The organism is Streptomyces sp. NBC_01241 (genome assembly GCF_041435435.1).
In the GTDB taxonomy this organism is placed as follows: Bacteria; Actinomycetota; Actinomycetes; order Streptomycetales; family Streptomycetaceae; genus Streptomyces.
Map to the genome: position 1 here is coordinate 7,606,775 of NZ_CP108494.1, position 15,866 is coordinate 7,622,640.

The following is a 15,866-nucleotide window of genomic DNA, read 5'->3' on the forward strand; positions in this document are numbered from 1 at the left end:
GGTCAGACGCCGGGCGGGACCCGGGAGGGGCGGCCGGTGCCGCGCGTGAGGGAGTAGCCGAAGACGGCCGCGAGTGCCCCCAGGACTCCGCCGCCGACCGTCCACAGCCAGCGGTCGGTCCACCAGCCCGATGCCCAGCCGTCCTCGGGCTCGCTGCCGAGCGCCACCTTGGCCGGCGCCGTGTCGTCACTCGTTGCTGGGGCGTCCGAGGCGTCCGAGGCCTGCTCGACCGAGGACGCGCCGGGGACCAGCGGCTGGGCGAGCATGCCGTCGACGTCCGAGGAGCCGCCCTTGTCGACCGACGTGACTTCGACCTCGGTCCGTACCGGCAGACCGAGGTCCGCCGAGGGCAGGTCGACGACCGTGAGACGTACGTAATAGCTGCCCGGCAGCGGGTCGTTGGCCCACGGCTCGGACCAGGCGCGGACGGTCCTCAGCACGCAGGTCAGCTCGACCGCCGACGCGTCGGCGGTCGCCTTCCCCGTCTGGCGGCCGTACATGCAGGCCTGTCGGCGCCGCAGCCCGTCGTACACATCGACCTGCCAGGTCGACGCGCCGTGCCGGGTGGCGCTCTCCGGCAGCGTGATCTGTGCCTTGACGGTGGTGCGTTGGCCCGCGTCGGCGGGGAACACCCAGTACAGGTAGTCACCCGTGGACGCTCCGGCGGTGGCGCGCTGGTTCTGCTGGATCGCCGTCGCCGTACGGAAGGTGGTGCCGGCCTCGGTGGGGCCGGACGCGCCGTCGGAGGCGTTCGGGCTCGGGCTCGCCGACGGGTCGTCCGCCGAGGCGGCACCCGCCGAGGTCAGCAGGGCGAGACCGGTCAGCAGTGCACCCGCGAGTACACGTCTCGTACGCGTCATCAGTTGGTCCTCCAGACGGCGATGCGCCAGCGCGAGATCCAGCCGGTCAGCAGTCCCGCGACCAGTCCGGTGAGAACCAGTACGCCGAGCAGCCACCAGCCGCGGCCGAGACCGAACGCGGCAACATCGGCCGCGTCGTCCGGGGCGTCCACGAGGTCCACGGTCAGCTCGACGGGCATGCCCGGCGTGGTCTTCACCGAGGCGGGGGCCGAGAAGGAGTTGCTCACCTGGAGGCATACGGTCTCGGCGGCGGGCTTGTCGCCGTTGTCCGTGCCGTCCTGCTCGGCCTTCGGGTAGCGCAGGCCGGAGGAGATCGCGTCGGTGCGGCCGGTGCCCGACTCCGAGCCCCGGACGATTTCCCGGCCGTGCACGGTCACCGCTCGCAGCAGCACCCCGTAGTCGTTGTTCACGGCACGGTCGGCAAAGACACTGACGGAGGCGCGCAGCTCCTGGCCGGGCAGCACGTCCACCCGGTACCAGCGGTGCTCGCCGAACTTCTCGCGGTCGGTGTACAGGCCCGGCTTGAGCTGGGGAGCTGTGGAGCAGCGGTCCGCGCCCTCGGTCGCCACGGGCGTGACGACGGGCTCGGCGGCCCGGTCGACCAACTGCTTGACCCGGCCGGAGAGTTCATCGGCGTGCTGGACGGCGGTGTAGGTGCCGCCGGTGGCCTCGGCGATGCAGGTCAGCTGCTCGCGGATCTTCGCGTTCGGCACCAGACCCAGCGTGTCGATGACGAGATGGATACCGCGGGCCGCAATGTCACGTGCCACCTCGCACGGATCCAGCGGGCCGCAGGTGTCCTCGCCGTCGCTGATGAGCACGATCCGGCGGGTGGAGTCGCCGCCTTCGAGGTCGTCGGCGGCGCCCAGCAGGGCCGGGCCGATCGGGGTCCAGCCGGTGGGCGCCAGGGTGGCGACGGCGGTCTTCGCCTCGGTGCGGTCCAGCGGGCCGACCGGGTAGAGCTGCTTGGTGTCCTTGCAGCCGACCTTCCGGTCGTCGCCCGGGTAATCGGCGCCGAGCGTCCGGATGCCGAGCTCCACCTGCTCGGGCACCGCGTCCAGGACCTCGTTGAACGCCTGCTTCGCCGCGGCCATCCGGGACTGGCCGTCGATGTCGCGGGTTCGCATGGAACCACTGACGTCGAGCACGAGCTCGACCTTGGGGGAGGCTTTGGCGGGGGGTTCATCGGCTGCGGCGGGGAGTGCCGAACCGAGCCCGGCGGTCAGGGTGGCGAGCAGAATGCCCACCCCGACCGTCAGCCTTCTTCTTATGATCATCGCCGGATACTAGTGAAGATCGCTTCGCTTCCCCAAACCGGTGCGGGGAGGTCAGGCACCGCCCGACAAGGGGCCCGCGGCCCGCTCCAGCACCGAGCCGACCCGCTCCCAGGTGGCCGAGTCCCTTTCGACGGCGGGCAGTTGGACATCCTCCTCGGTCCTCCACCCGGTGGCGATCTCGACCGGATCCCCGCCCGTCGCCGCCGCGGCGGCCAGCGCGGCCGCGCCCAGGGCCACCAGTTCGCCGCCGCCGGGCACGATCACCGGCCGGCCGGAGAGCCGTCGTACCGTCTCCACCCAGGTGCGCCCCTGGGCGCCGCCGCCGACCAGGCGCAGCGGCCGGGCGGCCACCTCGGGATCGGCCGGGTCGAGTCCGCAGGCCGACAGGAGCTCGTCGAGCGCGCGCAGCACGGTGACGACCGCGCCTTCATAGGCTGCGCCCAGGAGTTGCTGCGGGGTGGTGTCGTGCCGGAGCCCGGTGAGGAAGCCGGAGGCGTGCGGGAGATCGGGGGTGCGTTCGCCGTCGAGGTAGGGGAGGAGCACCGCCTCGCCGCCGGGGGCCGCGTCGTCGCGGTCCAGGCCGAGCAGCGCGGCGACCTTGTCCACGGCGAGTGTGCAGTTGAGGGTGCAGGCCAGCGGGAGGTACGTACCGTCCGCCGCGGCGAAGCCGGACAGTGCCGTCGACGCAGGCCGGGTCCGGGACGCGGCGAAGACCGTTCCCGAGGTGCCGAGGCTGAGCACGGGGTGGTCCAGCAGTCCGGCGCCGCCCAGCCCGAGGCCGACGGCGGCGCTCATGTTGTCCCCGGTTCCCGCTGCCACGGCGATCGCGGCGGGCAGGCCGAGCGCGTCGGCCGCCTCGTCGGTGAGCCCGCCGATGCGCGTCGCCCCGGTCTCGGCCACCTCGGGCAGCAACGCGGCGTCCAGGCCGATGAGTTCGAGCAGCTCGGGGTCGTACGCACCGGTCGCCGTGGAGTACCAGCCGGTGCCCGAGGCGTCACCGGGGTCGGTCACGGCGGCGCCGGCGAGGCGTTCGGTCAGGAAGTCGTGGGGGAGGCGGACGGCAGTGGCCGCGGCGGTGTTATCCGGTTCGTGCTGCCGCAGCCACTGCCACTTCGACGCGGTGATGGCGGCCACCGGCACCGACCCGGTCCGCGCGGTCCAGGCCGTGGCCCCGCCCAGTGCCCCGGTGAGGGCGGCGGCCTGCGGCGCGGAGCGGGTGTCGTTCCACAGCATCGCCGGGCGCAGCGGACGCCCCGCCCGGTCGAGGACGACCAGCCCGTGCTGCTGCCCGGCGACCGCGATTCCGGCCACCGCGGAGGCGGCGACGCCGGACTCCTTCAGCCCGGCGGCGACGGCGTCGCGCAGCGCCCGCCACCACACCTCCGGGTCGCTCTCGCGGGCGCCCGCCTCACCGGTGACGACATGCGGTGCGCGGCCGACGGCCAGCAGCCGGCCGGTCGCGGTGTCGACGAAGGCGGCTTTGGTGGACTGGGTGGAGCTGTCCACCCCGATGACCACGGTACGCGGCGGCATGGGTGACCTCATTCCTGTGCACCACATCGATTTGATCGTACGGTAAACAAATTACGCGATCACACCTGCCGGGACCAGTGAGCGTCGCCAATTTCCGCCGACGAGGGGTTACGTGTCCGGGGTGCGCGCATGCATGATTAGTCATGACAGTAAACAAATAGGGTTCGGCCACCTCGACCGGTCATGGAACCCCACAGCACTGAAGGCGGCCAGACGATGACGGAACGCTTCACACCCACCCCCGAGGACAAGTTCACCTTCGGACTGTGGACGGTGGGCTGGCAGGGGCGCGACCCCTTCGGCGACGCGACCCGGACCGCGATCGACCCTGTCGACTCCGTGCGGCAGCTCGCGGAGCTCGGTGCGTACGGTGTGACATTCCATGACGACGACCTGATCCCGTTCGGCTCGACGGACACCGAGCGCGAAGGGATCGTGAAGCGGTTCCGGCAGGCGCTGGACGCGGCCGGACTCGTCGTCCCCATGGCGACGACGAACCTCTTCACCCACCCGGTGTTCAAGGACGGCGCGTTCACCGCCAACGACCGGGACGTACGCCGCTACGCCCTGCGCAAGACCCTGCGCAACATCGACCTCGCCGTCGAGCTCGGCGCCACCACCTATGTGGCCTGGGGCGGTCGCGAGGGCTCCGAGTCCGGCGCCGCGAAGGACATCCGGGTCGCCCTCGACCGCATGAAGGAAGCCTTCGACCTGCTGGGCGACTACGTCACGGAGCAGGGGTACGACCTGAAGTTCGCCATCGAGCCCAAGCCGAACGAGCCGCGCGGTGACATCCTGCTGCCGACCATCGGTCACGCCCTCGCCTTCATCGAGCGCCTCGAACGTCCGGAACTGGTCGGCGTCAACCCCGAGACGGGGCACGAGCAGATGGCCGGGCTCAACTTCCCGCACGGCATCGCGCAGGCGCTCTGGGCGGGCAAGCTCTTCCACATCGACTTGAACGGCCAGTCCGGCATCAAGTACGACCAGGACCTGCGCTTCGGCGCGGGTGACCTGCGCCAGGCGTTCTGGCTCGTCGACCTGCTGGAGACGGCCGGTTACGCGGGGCCGCGGCACTTCGACTTCAAGCCGCCGCGCACCGAGGACTACGACGGTGTCTGGGCCTCGGCCGCGGGCTGCATGCGCAACTACCTGATCCTCAAGGAGCGCGCCGCCGCCTTCCGCGCCGACCCCGCAGTACAGGAGGCACTGCGCACGTCCCGGCTCGACGAGCTGGCCCGCCCGACCGCCGAGGACGGCGTGGCCGGACTGCTGGCCGACCGGTCGGCGTTCGAGGAGTTCGACGTGAACGCGGCGGCGGAACGAGGAATGGCGTTCGAGGTCCTGGACCAGCTGGCGATGGACCACCTGCTCGGGGTCCGCTGACCCCGGCCCGCAGCGACGCAAGGCCAAGGGCGCGGGCCGGACACCGGATCGGACCGGGCGTCCGGCCCGCACCCGGTCGCGTGGTTCAGCGGGCTGCCTGTCCGCCCGGCCGCCCGCGTGCGTGTGGGTGAGCAGGCCGCCCGGCCGCCCGCGTGCGTGTGGGTGAGCAGGCCGCCCGGCCGCCCGCGTTCGCGTGGACGAGCAGGCTGCCTGGCCGCCCGCGTTCGCGTGGTTCAGCCGACGACCCGGTCGCCCGCGTGCGTGTGGATCAGTGGGGCGCCCGGTCGCCCGCGTACGCCACCGGGTCGGCCAGTACCGCCGTCATCACCAGCGCCGCGGCGCCCCGCGCGGCGTCACCCGCGACCGAGGAGGCGCGCAGCCGACCGCTCCCCGGGGACCAGAGCCCGGACACCACGCGGCCGGTCAGCTCCTCGTTGGCGGGCGGGGACAGCCACGGCATCAGGTTCCGGTAGATCCCGCCGAGCACCACCGCGTCCGGGTCGAGCAGATTCACCGTCCCGGACAGCACCCGCCCCAGCATCCGGCCGGCCTCCGCGACAGCGGCCACCGCCCGCTCGTCCCCGGCCCGGACGCGCCGCTCGAGCTCGGCCACTCCGGCACCGCCGCCGGGCTCCTCGATCCCGGCGGCCCGCAGGAGCGCCGCCTGTCCCGCGTACTGCTCCAGGCAGCCACGCGAGCCGCACCGGCACTCCGGTCCCTCCGAGTCGACCACCACGTGTCCGATCTCCCCGGCGAACCCGTGCGCTCCGCGCAGCAGTTCACCGTCGATGACCAGGGCGCCGCCTACGCCGATCTCCCCCGTCAGGTAGAGGAAACTGCGGATCGGGCCCAGTCCGCCGAACCAGAGCTCGGCCAGCGCCGCCAGATTGGCCTCGTTCTCCGAACTCACCGGCAGCGCCTTGCGACCGGGGCGTTCGGCGGCGAGCGAAGTGGCGAAGAGCTCCCCGGCGGGAACCTGGTTCCAGCCCAGGTTGGGTGCCTGGCGCACCGCGCCGCCGGAGACCAGACCGGGAAGCGCGAGCGTCACCCCGACCGGGAACAGTTCCTGCTCGCGGGCCGACTCCAGGGTGCGCGCCGCGATCCCGGCCGCCCGCGCCAGCACCTCCGCGGGCGGTGCGCCGCGGTTGTCCAGGTGCTCGGTGAGCCGTACCCGGCCGGTGCCCGCCAGATCGACGACGCACACCGACACATAGTCGATGTTGACCTCCACGCCGAGCCCGGCGGGCCCCGTGCGCGCCACCTTGAGCGCGGTCCCGGGGCGGCCCGCCTGCCCGCTGAACGTCTTGCCGGACTCGGTGAGGAACCCGATGTCGAGGAGCTGCTCGACGAGCGAGGACACCGCGGCCCGGGTCAGTCCCACCCGCGCGGCAACCCCGGCCCTGGTCGCTTCGCCCTCGACCTCGTCACGGACGGCCCGCAGCACGAGGCTGAGGTTGCTCCGGCGTACGGTGTCCTTGTCGGCCTTGGGTCCCAGCGGTGTGAGGTTGCTCTTCATGTTGGATCCGAGCCTATGCGATCCCCTGTGCGATGCCTCCGGCCCGCTCAGAGCGCGCAGCGAAATCCGCCATGGCCCGTCGTGCTGTCGGGGGTGTTGGAGGTGCGGGCGGCGACCCGGTAGCGGGTGCAGTAGGAGCGGTGACAGAGGTAGGAGCCGCCGCGTAGTACCCGGTTCCCGCCGACCGGCGGGCCGACGGGATCGACGCGGGTCTGCGGGCGGTCGGCGATGTGCCAGTCGGCACTGAACCGGTCGGCGCACCACTCCCACACATTGCCCGAGGTGTTGTACAGGCCGAAGCCGTTGGGCGGGTAGGAGTTGACGGGGGCGGTGGAGAGGAAGCCGTCCCCGCCGGTGTTGCGCACAGGGAAGTCGCCCTGCCAGATGTTGCAGCGGTGCCTGCCCCGGGGGGTGAGTTCGTCGCCCCAGGGAAAGCGGGCCCGGACGAGTCCGCCACGGGCCGCCTTCTCCCACTCGGCCTCGGTGGGCAGCCGCTTGCCGGCCCATCGGGCGTAGGCCGCCGCGTCGTGCCACGACATGTGGACCACGGGGTGATTCCGGCGGTCACCGATCGAGGTCCCCGGGCCCTCGGGCGCCCGCCAGTACGCACCGCTCACCGCTCGCCACCAGGGGGCGCCGGGGACGATGCCGGGCAGCACCGCCTTCCGTGCCTGCGGGGGTACGAAGGAGCCGAACACATAGGACCAGCCGATGAGTTCGGCCTCGGTGCGGTAGCCGGTGGCCTTCACGAACACGGCGAACTGGGCATTGGTCACACACGTCGCGTCGATATGGAACGGGCTGACGGCGACCTCCCGTACCGGTCCCTCACCGTCGGCCGTGAACGCATCCTCGTCCTCGCCGCCCATCAGGAACGGGCCACCGGGGACGGCCACCATGCCTCGAAGGACGTCGAGTGACCGGCGTACGGGGACGGCGAAATCCGCCGGGGGAGGGCAGGGCGCGCCATCCGCCGGGGGAGGGCAGAGCGCGCCATCCGCCGGGGGAGGGCAGAGCGAGACGTCCGGCGGCGGGGCGGAGAGCGAGGAGTCCGCCGGGGCAGCGGCCTGCGCCATCGCGTGCGCCCGGGACGGTCCGCAGCATGCGCTCATCGTGACACTCCGGTGATGAGGGGTGAGCCGTCTTCGGTGGCGTCGCCGGGGACGGGCCTGTCGTCGAGCAGCCCGGCCAGTTCCTGGCCGGTGGTACGCAGCAGCAGGGCCACCCCGCCGAGCGCGGCCGCATCGCCGCCGAGCGCGGAACCGCGCACCTCGACGGTGCGGGGCGCGAACGGGAGGGAGAGGGCGGCGAGCTGTTCCCGGATCGGGGCGAGGACGAGTTCGTCCAGGGAGGCCGGTTCACCACAGATCACGATGCATTCGGGGTCGACATGTGCCGCAAGGGCCGCGAGGACGCGCCCGGCGGTGAGGGCCGCGCCACGGAACACATCGGCGACGTCCGGCTGGCCCTCGGCGGCGAGCGCGACCATCTCCTCGGCCTCCCCGACCACCACGCCGCGGTCGGCGCAGGCCGCGAGCAGAGCGGGAATGCTGATGAGGCCCTCCAGACAGCCGCGGCCGCCGCAGTGGCAGGGCTTTCCTTCCGGATCGCAACTGGTGTGGCCGATCTCGCCGGCCGCGCCATGGGCGCCGCGCACCAGCAGACCGTTGACGACGAGCCCCCCGCCGACCCCCTGGGACCACCCCAGATAGACGGTGTTGTCGAGGCCGCGGGCCGCGCCCCAGGTGACCTCTGCGAGCGCGGCGAGCCTGGAGTTGTTGTCGGTGAGCACGGGGGCGTCGAAGTGCCGGCCGAGTTCGGCGGCGACATGGCTGGCGAAAGGTGTCATATTGCGCGGGTCGCCGGAGGCCGGATTCTGGACGAATCCGGGGAGCCCGAGGCCGATGCCCTCGACCGGAGCGAGGCTGATGTTCTCGCGCCGTACCAGCTCCTCCACGGCGGCGATGGCCTGCGCGGCCCGTTCGGCGGCGCCGCTGTCCGCCGGGACGGGGACGCTGTACCGGCCGACGATGTCATGGGCGCAGTTGGCGACGACCACATGGATCCGGTGGCGCTGGAGGTCGATGCCGATCAGTTCGGCGCCGCGTGCGTTGAGTGCGATCTCCAGGGCGGGCCTGCCCCGGCCGCGCGGATGCTCGGGGTCGGGGGCCGGCTGTTCGACGACGGCCTTGCGTTCCAGCAGGTCGGAGACGATCGCGAACAGGGTGGTGCGGGAGAGCCCGACCCTTGCCTTGAGCTCGCCGCGGCTCAGCGCGCCCGACCTGCGCAGTTCACCGAGTACGGCGGCTTCGTTGGCCCTGCGCAGACGTTGCAAGGCATCGATGCGTTCCGTCATGGACGCATGGTCGATCGGTCAAGGTGTTTCTGTCAACGTGCCGGAAGAATTCACATGCTTTTTATTCCCAAGGGTTGACGTAAAAAAGTCACCGTCCTTACAGTTCCGGTCACTTGCCTGCCCGAGCACGTGCTTCGGCACCGGCCCGAGCACGTGCTCAGGCACTCGGCAGCACCACCGTGAGCGACCCGTCGAAAGGGCGACCAGCCAGTGGCTCCGCGCAACGTCCTGTTCCTGATGACCGACCAGCACCGGGTCGACACCCTGGGCTGTTACGGCAACCCACTCGTCGACACCCCGGCCCTGGACGCCCTGGCGGCCGAGGGGACCCGGTTCGACCGCTTCTACACGCCGACCGCGATCTGCACCCCCGCCCGGGCCTCACTCGCCACCGGCCTCCACCCGTTCCGCCACGGCATGCTGAACAACCCCGAGCGCAACGGCGGCAGCAAGGACGAACTCTCCGACGAAAGCCCGATGCTCTGGCGCCAGTTGATGGACCGGGGCTACCAAGTCGGGCACGCCGGCAAATGGCACATCGGCCGCGAGCGCGGCCCCGAGTTCTACGGCCTGGACGGCGAACACCTGCCCGGCGCGCTCAACCCCGTACACCACCCCTCGTACGAGAAGTGGCTGGAGGACAATGGCTTCCCGCCCTTCGCCGTGCGCGAACCCGTCTTCGGCACCGCCGCCAACGGCACCGGACGCGGCCACCTCATCGCCGGCCGGCTCCAGCAGCCCGTCGAGGCCACCATCGAGGCGTTCCTCACCGACCGGACCCTCGCCCTGCTCGACCGCTACGCCGCCGACTGGAAGGCGAGCGGCACGCCCTTCATGCTGTCGTGCCACTGGTACGGCCCCCACCTGCCGTATCTGATCCCCGACCACTACTACGACCTGTACGACCCCGACGACGTGCCGCTGCCCGCCTCCATGGCCGAGACCTTCGCGGGCAAGCCCGATGTGCAGCGCCAGTACAGCGCGTACTGGTCCTCGGACGACTTCGACGCCGCCGCCTGGCGCAAGCTCATCGCCGTCTACTGGGGCTACGTCACCATGATCGACCACCAGACCGGGCGGCTGACCGAGGCGCTCCGGGAGCACGGGCTCTGGGACGACACGGCGGTCTTCTTCACCGCCGACCACGGCGAGTTCACCGGCGCCCACCGGCTCAACGACAAGGGCCCGGCGATGTACGAGGACATCTACCGGATCCCCGCGATCGCCCGGGTCCCCGGCGCCCCCGCCCAGGTCAACGACGACTTCGCCAACCTCATCGACCTCAACCCGACCATCCTCGACCTGGCGGGCGCGCCGGCACCCGAACTCTGCGACGGCGAAAGCCTGTTGCCGCTGCTGAACGGCAAGAACCCCGGGACCGCCGATCACTCCGAGCCCTCCGTCGGAAACACCCGCGACGAGATCGTCGCCGAATTCCACGGCCACCACTTCCCCTACTCCCAGCGCATGCTCCGCGACCGGCGCCACAAGCTGGTGCACAACCCGGAGAGCGTGCACGAGCTGTACGACCTGGAGACCGACCCGCACGAACTGCACAACGTGTACGAGGCACCCGCCTACGCGGACGTCCGGCGCGACCTCACCGTGCGGCTCTACCGCGAGCTGCTGCGCCGCGGCGACCCGGCCTACACCTGGATGAGCTACATGGCGGACATCGGCTCGGACCGTGCGGCGGACGTCGACGGAGTCGCGGAGGAAGTCGCATGAAACAGAAACTGCTGCCCGGCCCCGCCCCGGCCGCGGCCACACCGGTGAAGACCCCGAAACCGGTGAAGTACCCGAAGAAGAAGGCCCGCACCGCCGGCCGGCTCAGCTCCGTGCTGCTCGGCCTCGCCTCCGCCGCGCTCGGCCTGGCCGCCTGGTTCGTCCTCGCCAACAGCGGCATCGACGGCTTCCCGGGACCCGTCGAAGTGGCCCGCCGGGCCATTACTCTCATCGGCGACGGCACGCTCTTCGCCGACGCGGGCGCCAGCCTGAAGCGCGTCCTCATCGGCTATGTCCTCGGCGTCGCCCTCGCGATCCCTGTCGGCTTCCTGATGGGCTGGTACCCGGTCGTCCGCCGGCTGATCGAACCCTGGCTGCAGTTCTTCCGCATGGTGCCGCCGCTCGCGATCATCCCGCTCGCCATCGTCCTCATGGGCATCGACGAGACCCCGAAGATCTTCGTTATCTTCCTGGCATCGTTCCTGTCGTCCGTCGTTTCCACCTTCCAGGGCGTCGTCGCGGTCGACGTCACCCTCGTCAACGCGGCCAGGGTGCTCGGCGCCCGCGACCCACAGGTCTTCCTCGGCGTCGTCGTTCCCGCGTCCACGCCGTTCATCCTGGTCGGCATGCGGATCGGCCTCGGCGCCTCCTGGGCGACCGTCGTCGCGGCCGAACTCATCGCGGCCCAGGGCGGACTGGGCTTCCGCATGCAGCAGGCCCAGCTCTACTACGACCTGCCCACCATCTTCGTCCAGCTCATCGCCATCGGAACGATCGGCCTCGTCATGGACCGGCTGCTGCTCCTCGCCGAGCGCCGGCTCACCCACTGGCAGGAACGGCGGTAACCATGCCCACCATCAACTTCCATGACGTATCAAGGGGCTTCACCGTCAAGGACGGAGAGTTCCTGGCCCTGGACCGGGTCGGACTCGACATCGAGGACGGCGAGTTCGTCACCGTCGTCGGCCCGTCCGGCTGCGGCAAGAGCACCCTGATGAACATCGCGGCCGGCCTCCTGGACGCGACCGACGGCGACGTCACCGTCGACGGAGTCCCCGTCCGCGGACCCGCCCCCGAACGCGGCGTCATCTTCCAGCAGTACGCGCTCTTCCCCTGGATGACCGTCACCGCCAACGTCGAGTACGGACTGAAGGTCGCCGGAGTCGGCAAGGCCGAACGCCGCCGCCGCGCCCGCGAGGTCATCGAACTCGTCGGCCTCACCGACTTCGCCGACGCCCTGCCCAAGACACTCTCCGGCGGCATGAAGCAGCGCTGCGCCATCGCCCGCGCCTACGCCGTCGACCCGAAGGTCCTCCTCATGGACGAACCCTTCGGCGCCCTCGACTCACTGACCCGGGTCCGGATGCAGGAATCCCTGCTCGACACCTGGAGCCGCGACCGGCGCACCGTCATGTTCATCACCCACGACGTCGACGAGGCGGTCTTCCTCGCCAACCGGGTCGTCGTGATGGCCGCCCGTCCGGGCCGCATCCACACGATCATCCCCGTCACGCTGCCCTACCCGCGCACCGAGGAACACCGCCTCTCGCCCGAGTTCGCCGAGCTGCGCGCCCGGGTCTGGCATGCCGTCCACCATCAGCCCGCTCCCCTCGAAGGAACAGCGTCGTGAAGAAAACCCGGGTCATCGGCCGTCGCACGGCGGGCCTCCTCCTCGCCCTCGCCCTCGTCCCCGCCACCACCGGATGCGGCGGCGACTCGTCCGCCGGCTCCTCGGGCGGTGACAGCCACAGGGTTCGCTTCGGCTACATCGCCGACTACAGCGGCTCGGCGGCGCTCGCCGTCGCCCAGAAGCAGGGCCTGTGGAAGAAGGCGGGCATCACCCCCGAGCTGAAGGTCTTCACCAACGGCCCGCTCCAGGTCCAGGCACTCGGCTCCGGCAACCTGGACTTCGGCTACCTCGGCCCCGGCGCGCTCTGGCTCCCCGCCTCCGGCCGCGCCTCGATCGTCTCCGTCAACATGCTGGGCCTCGCCGACCGGGTCATCGCCCGGCCGGGCTCCGGCATCGACAAGCCCGCCGACCTCAAAGGCAAGAAGATCGCCGTCGCCGAAGGCACTTCCGGCGACATGATCCTCAACCTGGCGCTGCGCGAGGCCGGACTGAAGCAGAGCGACGTCACCAAGTTCGCCATGGACGCCTCGACCGTCGTCACGGCCTTCTCGTCCGGCCAGGTGGACGCGGCCGCCACCTGGTACCCGCTGATCGACACGATGAAGAAGAAGGTCCCCGATCTCAAGGAGATCAGCCGGACCCAGGACTACTACCCCAAGCTGACCTTCCCGAATGTCTTCGTCACCCAGCCGAAGCTGGCCTCCGGAAACCCGGAACTCGTCAAGAAGGTGACCGGGGTCCTCAAGGAGGCCGGTGACTGGATCGCGGCACACCCGGAGGAGTCGGAGACCGTCGCCGCCGACTTCCTCAAGCTGCCCACCGGTCAGCTCAAGGGGTCCACGAAGTACGTGAAGATCCTCCCGTCCGCCGAGCTGACGAAGCTCAGCCAGGACGGCACGGTCGACGGCTGGTTCGACGAACTCGCCGATGTCTTCGTCCAGATGAAGAAGCTGCCCGAGGCAGGCAAGGCCAAGGACTACTACCTCGGAGACCTGTACGCCGAAGCCGGAAAGGCGGACCACACATGAACGACATGAGCGCCACGGACGACCCGAACACATCCCATGACCTGAGCACCATGAGCGCGATGAGACGGCGGGGATTCCTCGCCGGAGCCGCCGGCCTCGCCGGCGCGGCCGTACTGCCCTGGACCGCCGCCACCGAGGCCGCGGCGGCCGGACCGGCGTCCGCCACCGCCATCCCCCTCCGTGTCGTCACGGGCGGACGCGCACGGGCCACGGTCCTGTGGTGGGGAGAGGGCAGCGCGCGGTTCGCCGCCACCGAACTGCGGGACTACGTCCAGCGGATCACCGGTGTCCGTCTGCCGCTGCGCGCCGCGCACCACGCCCCCGGCACCACCGTCCCCGAAGGCATCACCGGCCTGGTGAGCCTCGCCCCGGGCACCGGCCGGGAGACCACGATCCCCGCGAGCCGGCTCGCGGACGCGGGCCGGGAACTCTCCGGCGCCCCCGAGGACTCCTTCACCCTGCTCGGCGACAACACCCACCTGCTGCTGACCGGGCTCGGCGACCGGGCCCCGCTCTACGCCGTCTACGCGCTCCTGGAACGGCTCGGCGTACGGTTCTTCGCCCCGTCCTTCCCCGCGTACGAGGGCCACGGCGAGCAGATCCCGCACACCCCGGCCCTCACCCTTCCGCCCGTGCGCCGCACCGACAGGCCCGACTGGCAGATGCGCCGGCAGTACGCCGAGGAGGGCTTCAGCCACACGGAAGCCAGCCTGCCGCCGCTGCTCGACTGGATGGCGAAGAACCGGCTCAACACCTTCGTCTACCCGACGGACTACCTGGGCCTCGGCGTCACCACGTACGACGGAGTGCGCACCGTCCTCACCCGCGAGGCCACCAAGCGCGGCATCCGCATCGAGACCGGCGGCCACGGCTACGACAGCTTCCTGCCGAAGGCCGACTACCCGCAGTACTACGAGTCCGGCGGGCCGCTCTTCGACATCTACAACCCCGAGGCGCTCGACGCCTACATCGACCGCGTCGTCACCTTCCTGCGGGACCGTCCCGAGATCACCGTCTTCGACTGCTGGCCCCCGGACGTCGGCGCGTTCCAGAAACCGATCCTCGACCGGTACGGCAAACCCGCCAACGCGGAATCGGTGGTCGTCAACAAGCTCGTCCAGGTGCTGCGGGAGGAGCTGCCCGGCGTCCGGGTCGAACGGATCGCGTACGCGTCCACCGTCCGGCCGCCCGATCCGGAGTACGCATGCGACCCCGAGGTCATCGTCGACTTCGCCCCGTACTCCCGTAACTACGACGGGAATCTCGGCGACCCCGCGGTGAAGGCCAACACCGGGCTCGCCGACGCGTTGCGCGCCTGGCGGGCCGGATTCCGCGGTTCGCTGGTGATGTACGAGTACTACCGGCGCTACCGCTGGCGCAGCCTGCCGGTGCGTCCGCTCGCCACCATCGCGGGCGACGTCGCTTTCGAGTCCCGGCTCGGTCTCAACGGCATGGGCATGTACAGCGAACCGGGCGACTGGATCACGTACGAACCCGTCCAGAGCCTCGTTGCCGCGCTGGCCTGGGACAACAGCCTGGACGCCGACGCGTATCTCGACGGCTACCTCCTGGCACGCTTCGGCGAGGAGGCCTTCACCGCCGTACGCCGCTACTACGACCTGACCGGCCTCGACCCGGACACCCACGCGGTCACCCGGCTCACCGACAACTACGGCCAGGCCCGCAACGCGCTCCAGGAAGCCACCGGTCAGGCGAAGGGAGCCGCCGCCCGCACGGTGCTGGACCGGCTGACCCGCAACATCGACATCGCGCTGGCCGACATGCGCATCGGTCTGGCACCGGCGAACAGTGCCGAACTCGACGCGGCCCGCCGGGAGTACCGGGCGCTCGTGCACCGCAACCGGTTCAACGGCGTCTGCCTGCCCAACATGCAGGCCTGGTGGCGCTGGAACGGTCCGGCCGGGCAGTCGCCGTACGACGACGCCAGGATCCGCCAGGACGTCGTCGACAGCTATGCGAGTCCCGCCGCCGGATTCGGCGACCCGGGATTCCTCGCGCTGGTACGGGACGGTGATGCCGCGGCGCTCGATGTCGAGGCACAGGACGTCGACTTCACCGGTCACACCGTCCACTGGGCGGCGACCGCGCCCGAGGGCGTGGTGCTGGAACCGGCGAGCGGCACGCTGAAGGTGCACGGAACCCGGGGCGCGGCCGCCAGGGTGACGGTGCGCGCCACCGCCCGGGCGGCGACCGGTGCGCAGCGGATCACGCTGGACTTCCGGCTGCCGGACGGGACCGCGCTGGTCCCCGCGCAGGTGGAGGTCGCCGTGTCATGACCGGTGCGGCGGCGCCATCTCTGCATCCGTGTGGTGGTGCGTCGTCATCAGCTTCAGCGGATTCTCGCGAGGAACCCCGGGGCTTCAGTCCCGGGAGGAATCGCGTCCTTGGCGGGTGGCGGAGCGCCGCAGCGTCGCGCCTGCGGGCGCGGAGTGTCCGCATAGCCGGCCGGCAGAGCCGGGCAAGGCGGTGGGCGCCGGAGGCGAACGTGTGGACTATGGGTCGCCGGTTCGGGCGGAAGGTGTACGGGCCCGGCT

12 protein-coding genes are annotated in these 15,866 nt (G+C 71.2%); 6 read left to right on the forward strand and 6 right to left on the reverse strand.

Features of this window, described 5'->3' with window-relative positions; translation table 11 throughout:
- Positions 1–2: 2 nt before the first annotated feature.
- Genes OG306_RS34560 through xylB form a run of 3 tightly spaced genes read right to left on the reverse strand, consistent with a single transcriptional unit; the run spans position 3 to position 3,670 of the window.
- Positions 3–860: a hypothetical protein gene (locus OG306_RS34560; protein ID WP_266750190.1), complete on the reverse strand. Its 858-nt coding sequence runs from the start codon at positions 858–860 to the stop codon at positions 3–5.
- Positions 860–2,137, reverse strand: a complete 1,278-nt coding sequence (locus tag OG306_RS34565) for a VWA domain-containing protein (RefSeq protein ID WP_266750191.1) — start codon at positions 2,135–2,137, stop codon at positions 860–862. The genes OG306_RS34560 and OG306_RS34565 overlap by 1 nt, the downstream gene beginning before the upstream one ends.
- Before the next feature lie 51 nt (positions 2,138–2,188).
- Complete coding sequence (xylB, locus tag OG306_RS34570; protein ID WP_266750193.1) at positions 2,189–3,670, reverse strand: xylulokinase; 1,482 nt, start codon at positions 3,668–3,670, stop codon at positions 2,189–2,191.
- A 216-nt stretch (positions 3,671–3,886) separates the two neighbouring features.
- Between xylB and xylA the strand changes: the two genes are divergently transcribed.
- Positions 3,887–5,056: a xylose isomerase gene (gene xylA / locus OG306_RS34575; RefSeq protein WP_266750195.1), complete on the forward strand. Its 1,170-nt coding sequence runs from the start codon at positions 3,887–3,889 to the stop codon at positions 5,054–5,056.
- Positions 5,057–5,324: 268 nt separating this feature from the next.
- Here the strand turns inward: xylA and OG306_RS34580 are convergent, their stop codons facing one another.
- Genes OG306_RS34580 through OG306_RS34590 form a run of 3 tightly spaced genes read right to left on the reverse strand, consistent with a single transcriptional unit; the run spans position 5,325 to position 8,928 of the window.
- A complete protein-coding gene (locus OG306_RS34580) occupies positions 5,325–6,572 on the reverse strand; it encodes an ROK family protein (protein WP_266750196.1) in 1,248 nt (415 codons plus the stop codon).
- Between the two features lie 47 nt (positions 6,573–6,619).
- Positions 6,620–7,684: a formylglycine-generating enzyme family protein gene (locus OG306_RS34585; protein WP_371666054.1), complete on the reverse strand. Its 1,065-nt coding sequence runs from the start codon at positions 7,682–7,684 to the stop codon at positions 6,620–6,622.
- A complete protein-coding gene (locus OG306_RS34590; RefSeq protein WP_266750198.1) occupies positions 7,681–8,928 on the reverse strand; it encodes an ROK family transcriptional regulator in 1,248 nt (415 codons plus the stop codon). Before OG306_RS34590 ends, OG306_RS34585 begins: the two co-directional genes overlap by 4 nt.
- Positions 8,929–9,138: 210 nt before the next feature.
- Between OG306_RS34590 and OG306_RS34595 the strand changes: the two genes are divergently transcribed.
- The 5 genes from OG306_RS34595 to OG306_RS34615 are packed head-to-tail and all read left to right on the forward strand — an operon-like array spanning position 9,139 to position 15,608.
- Complete coding sequence (locus OG306_RS34595; RefSeq protein WP_266750200.1) at positions 9,139–10,656, forward strand: sulfatase-like hydrolase/transferase; 1,518 nt, start codon at positions 9,139–9,141, stop codon at positions 10,654–10,656.
- Positions 10,653–11,498 (forward strand): ABC transporter permease, encoded by an 846-nt coding sequence (locus OG306_RS34600; protein WP_266750201.1) that lies wholly within the window; start codon positions 10,653–10,655, stop codon positions 11,496–11,498. Before OG306_RS34595 ends, OG306_RS34600 begins: the two co-directional genes overlap by 4 nt.
- Positions 11,499–11,500: 2 nt before the next feature.
- Complete coding sequence (locus tag OG306_RS34605; protein WP_266750203.1) at positions 11,501–12,283, forward strand: ABC transporter ATP-binding protein; 783 nt, start codon at positions 11,501–11,503, stop codon at positions 12,281–12,283.
- Positions 12,280–13,311: an aliphatic sulfonate ABC transporter substrate-binding protein gene (locus OG306_RS34610; protein WP_266750205.1), complete on the forward strand. Its 1,032-nt coding sequence runs from the start codon at positions 12,280–12,282 to the stop codon at positions 13,309–13,311. Before OG306_RS34605 ends, OG306_RS34610 begins: the two co-directional genes overlap by 4 nt.
- Positions 13,308–15,608, forward strand: coding sequence for a DUF4838 domain-containing protein (locus tag OG306_RS34615; RefSeq protein WP_266750207.1), 2,301 nt, complete (start codon positions 13,308–13,310; stop codon positions 15,606–15,608). The genes OG306_RS34610 and OG306_RS34615 overlap by 4 nt, the downstream gene beginning before the upstream one ends.
- The last annotated feature ends 258 nt before the right edge of the window (positions 15,609–15,866 follow it).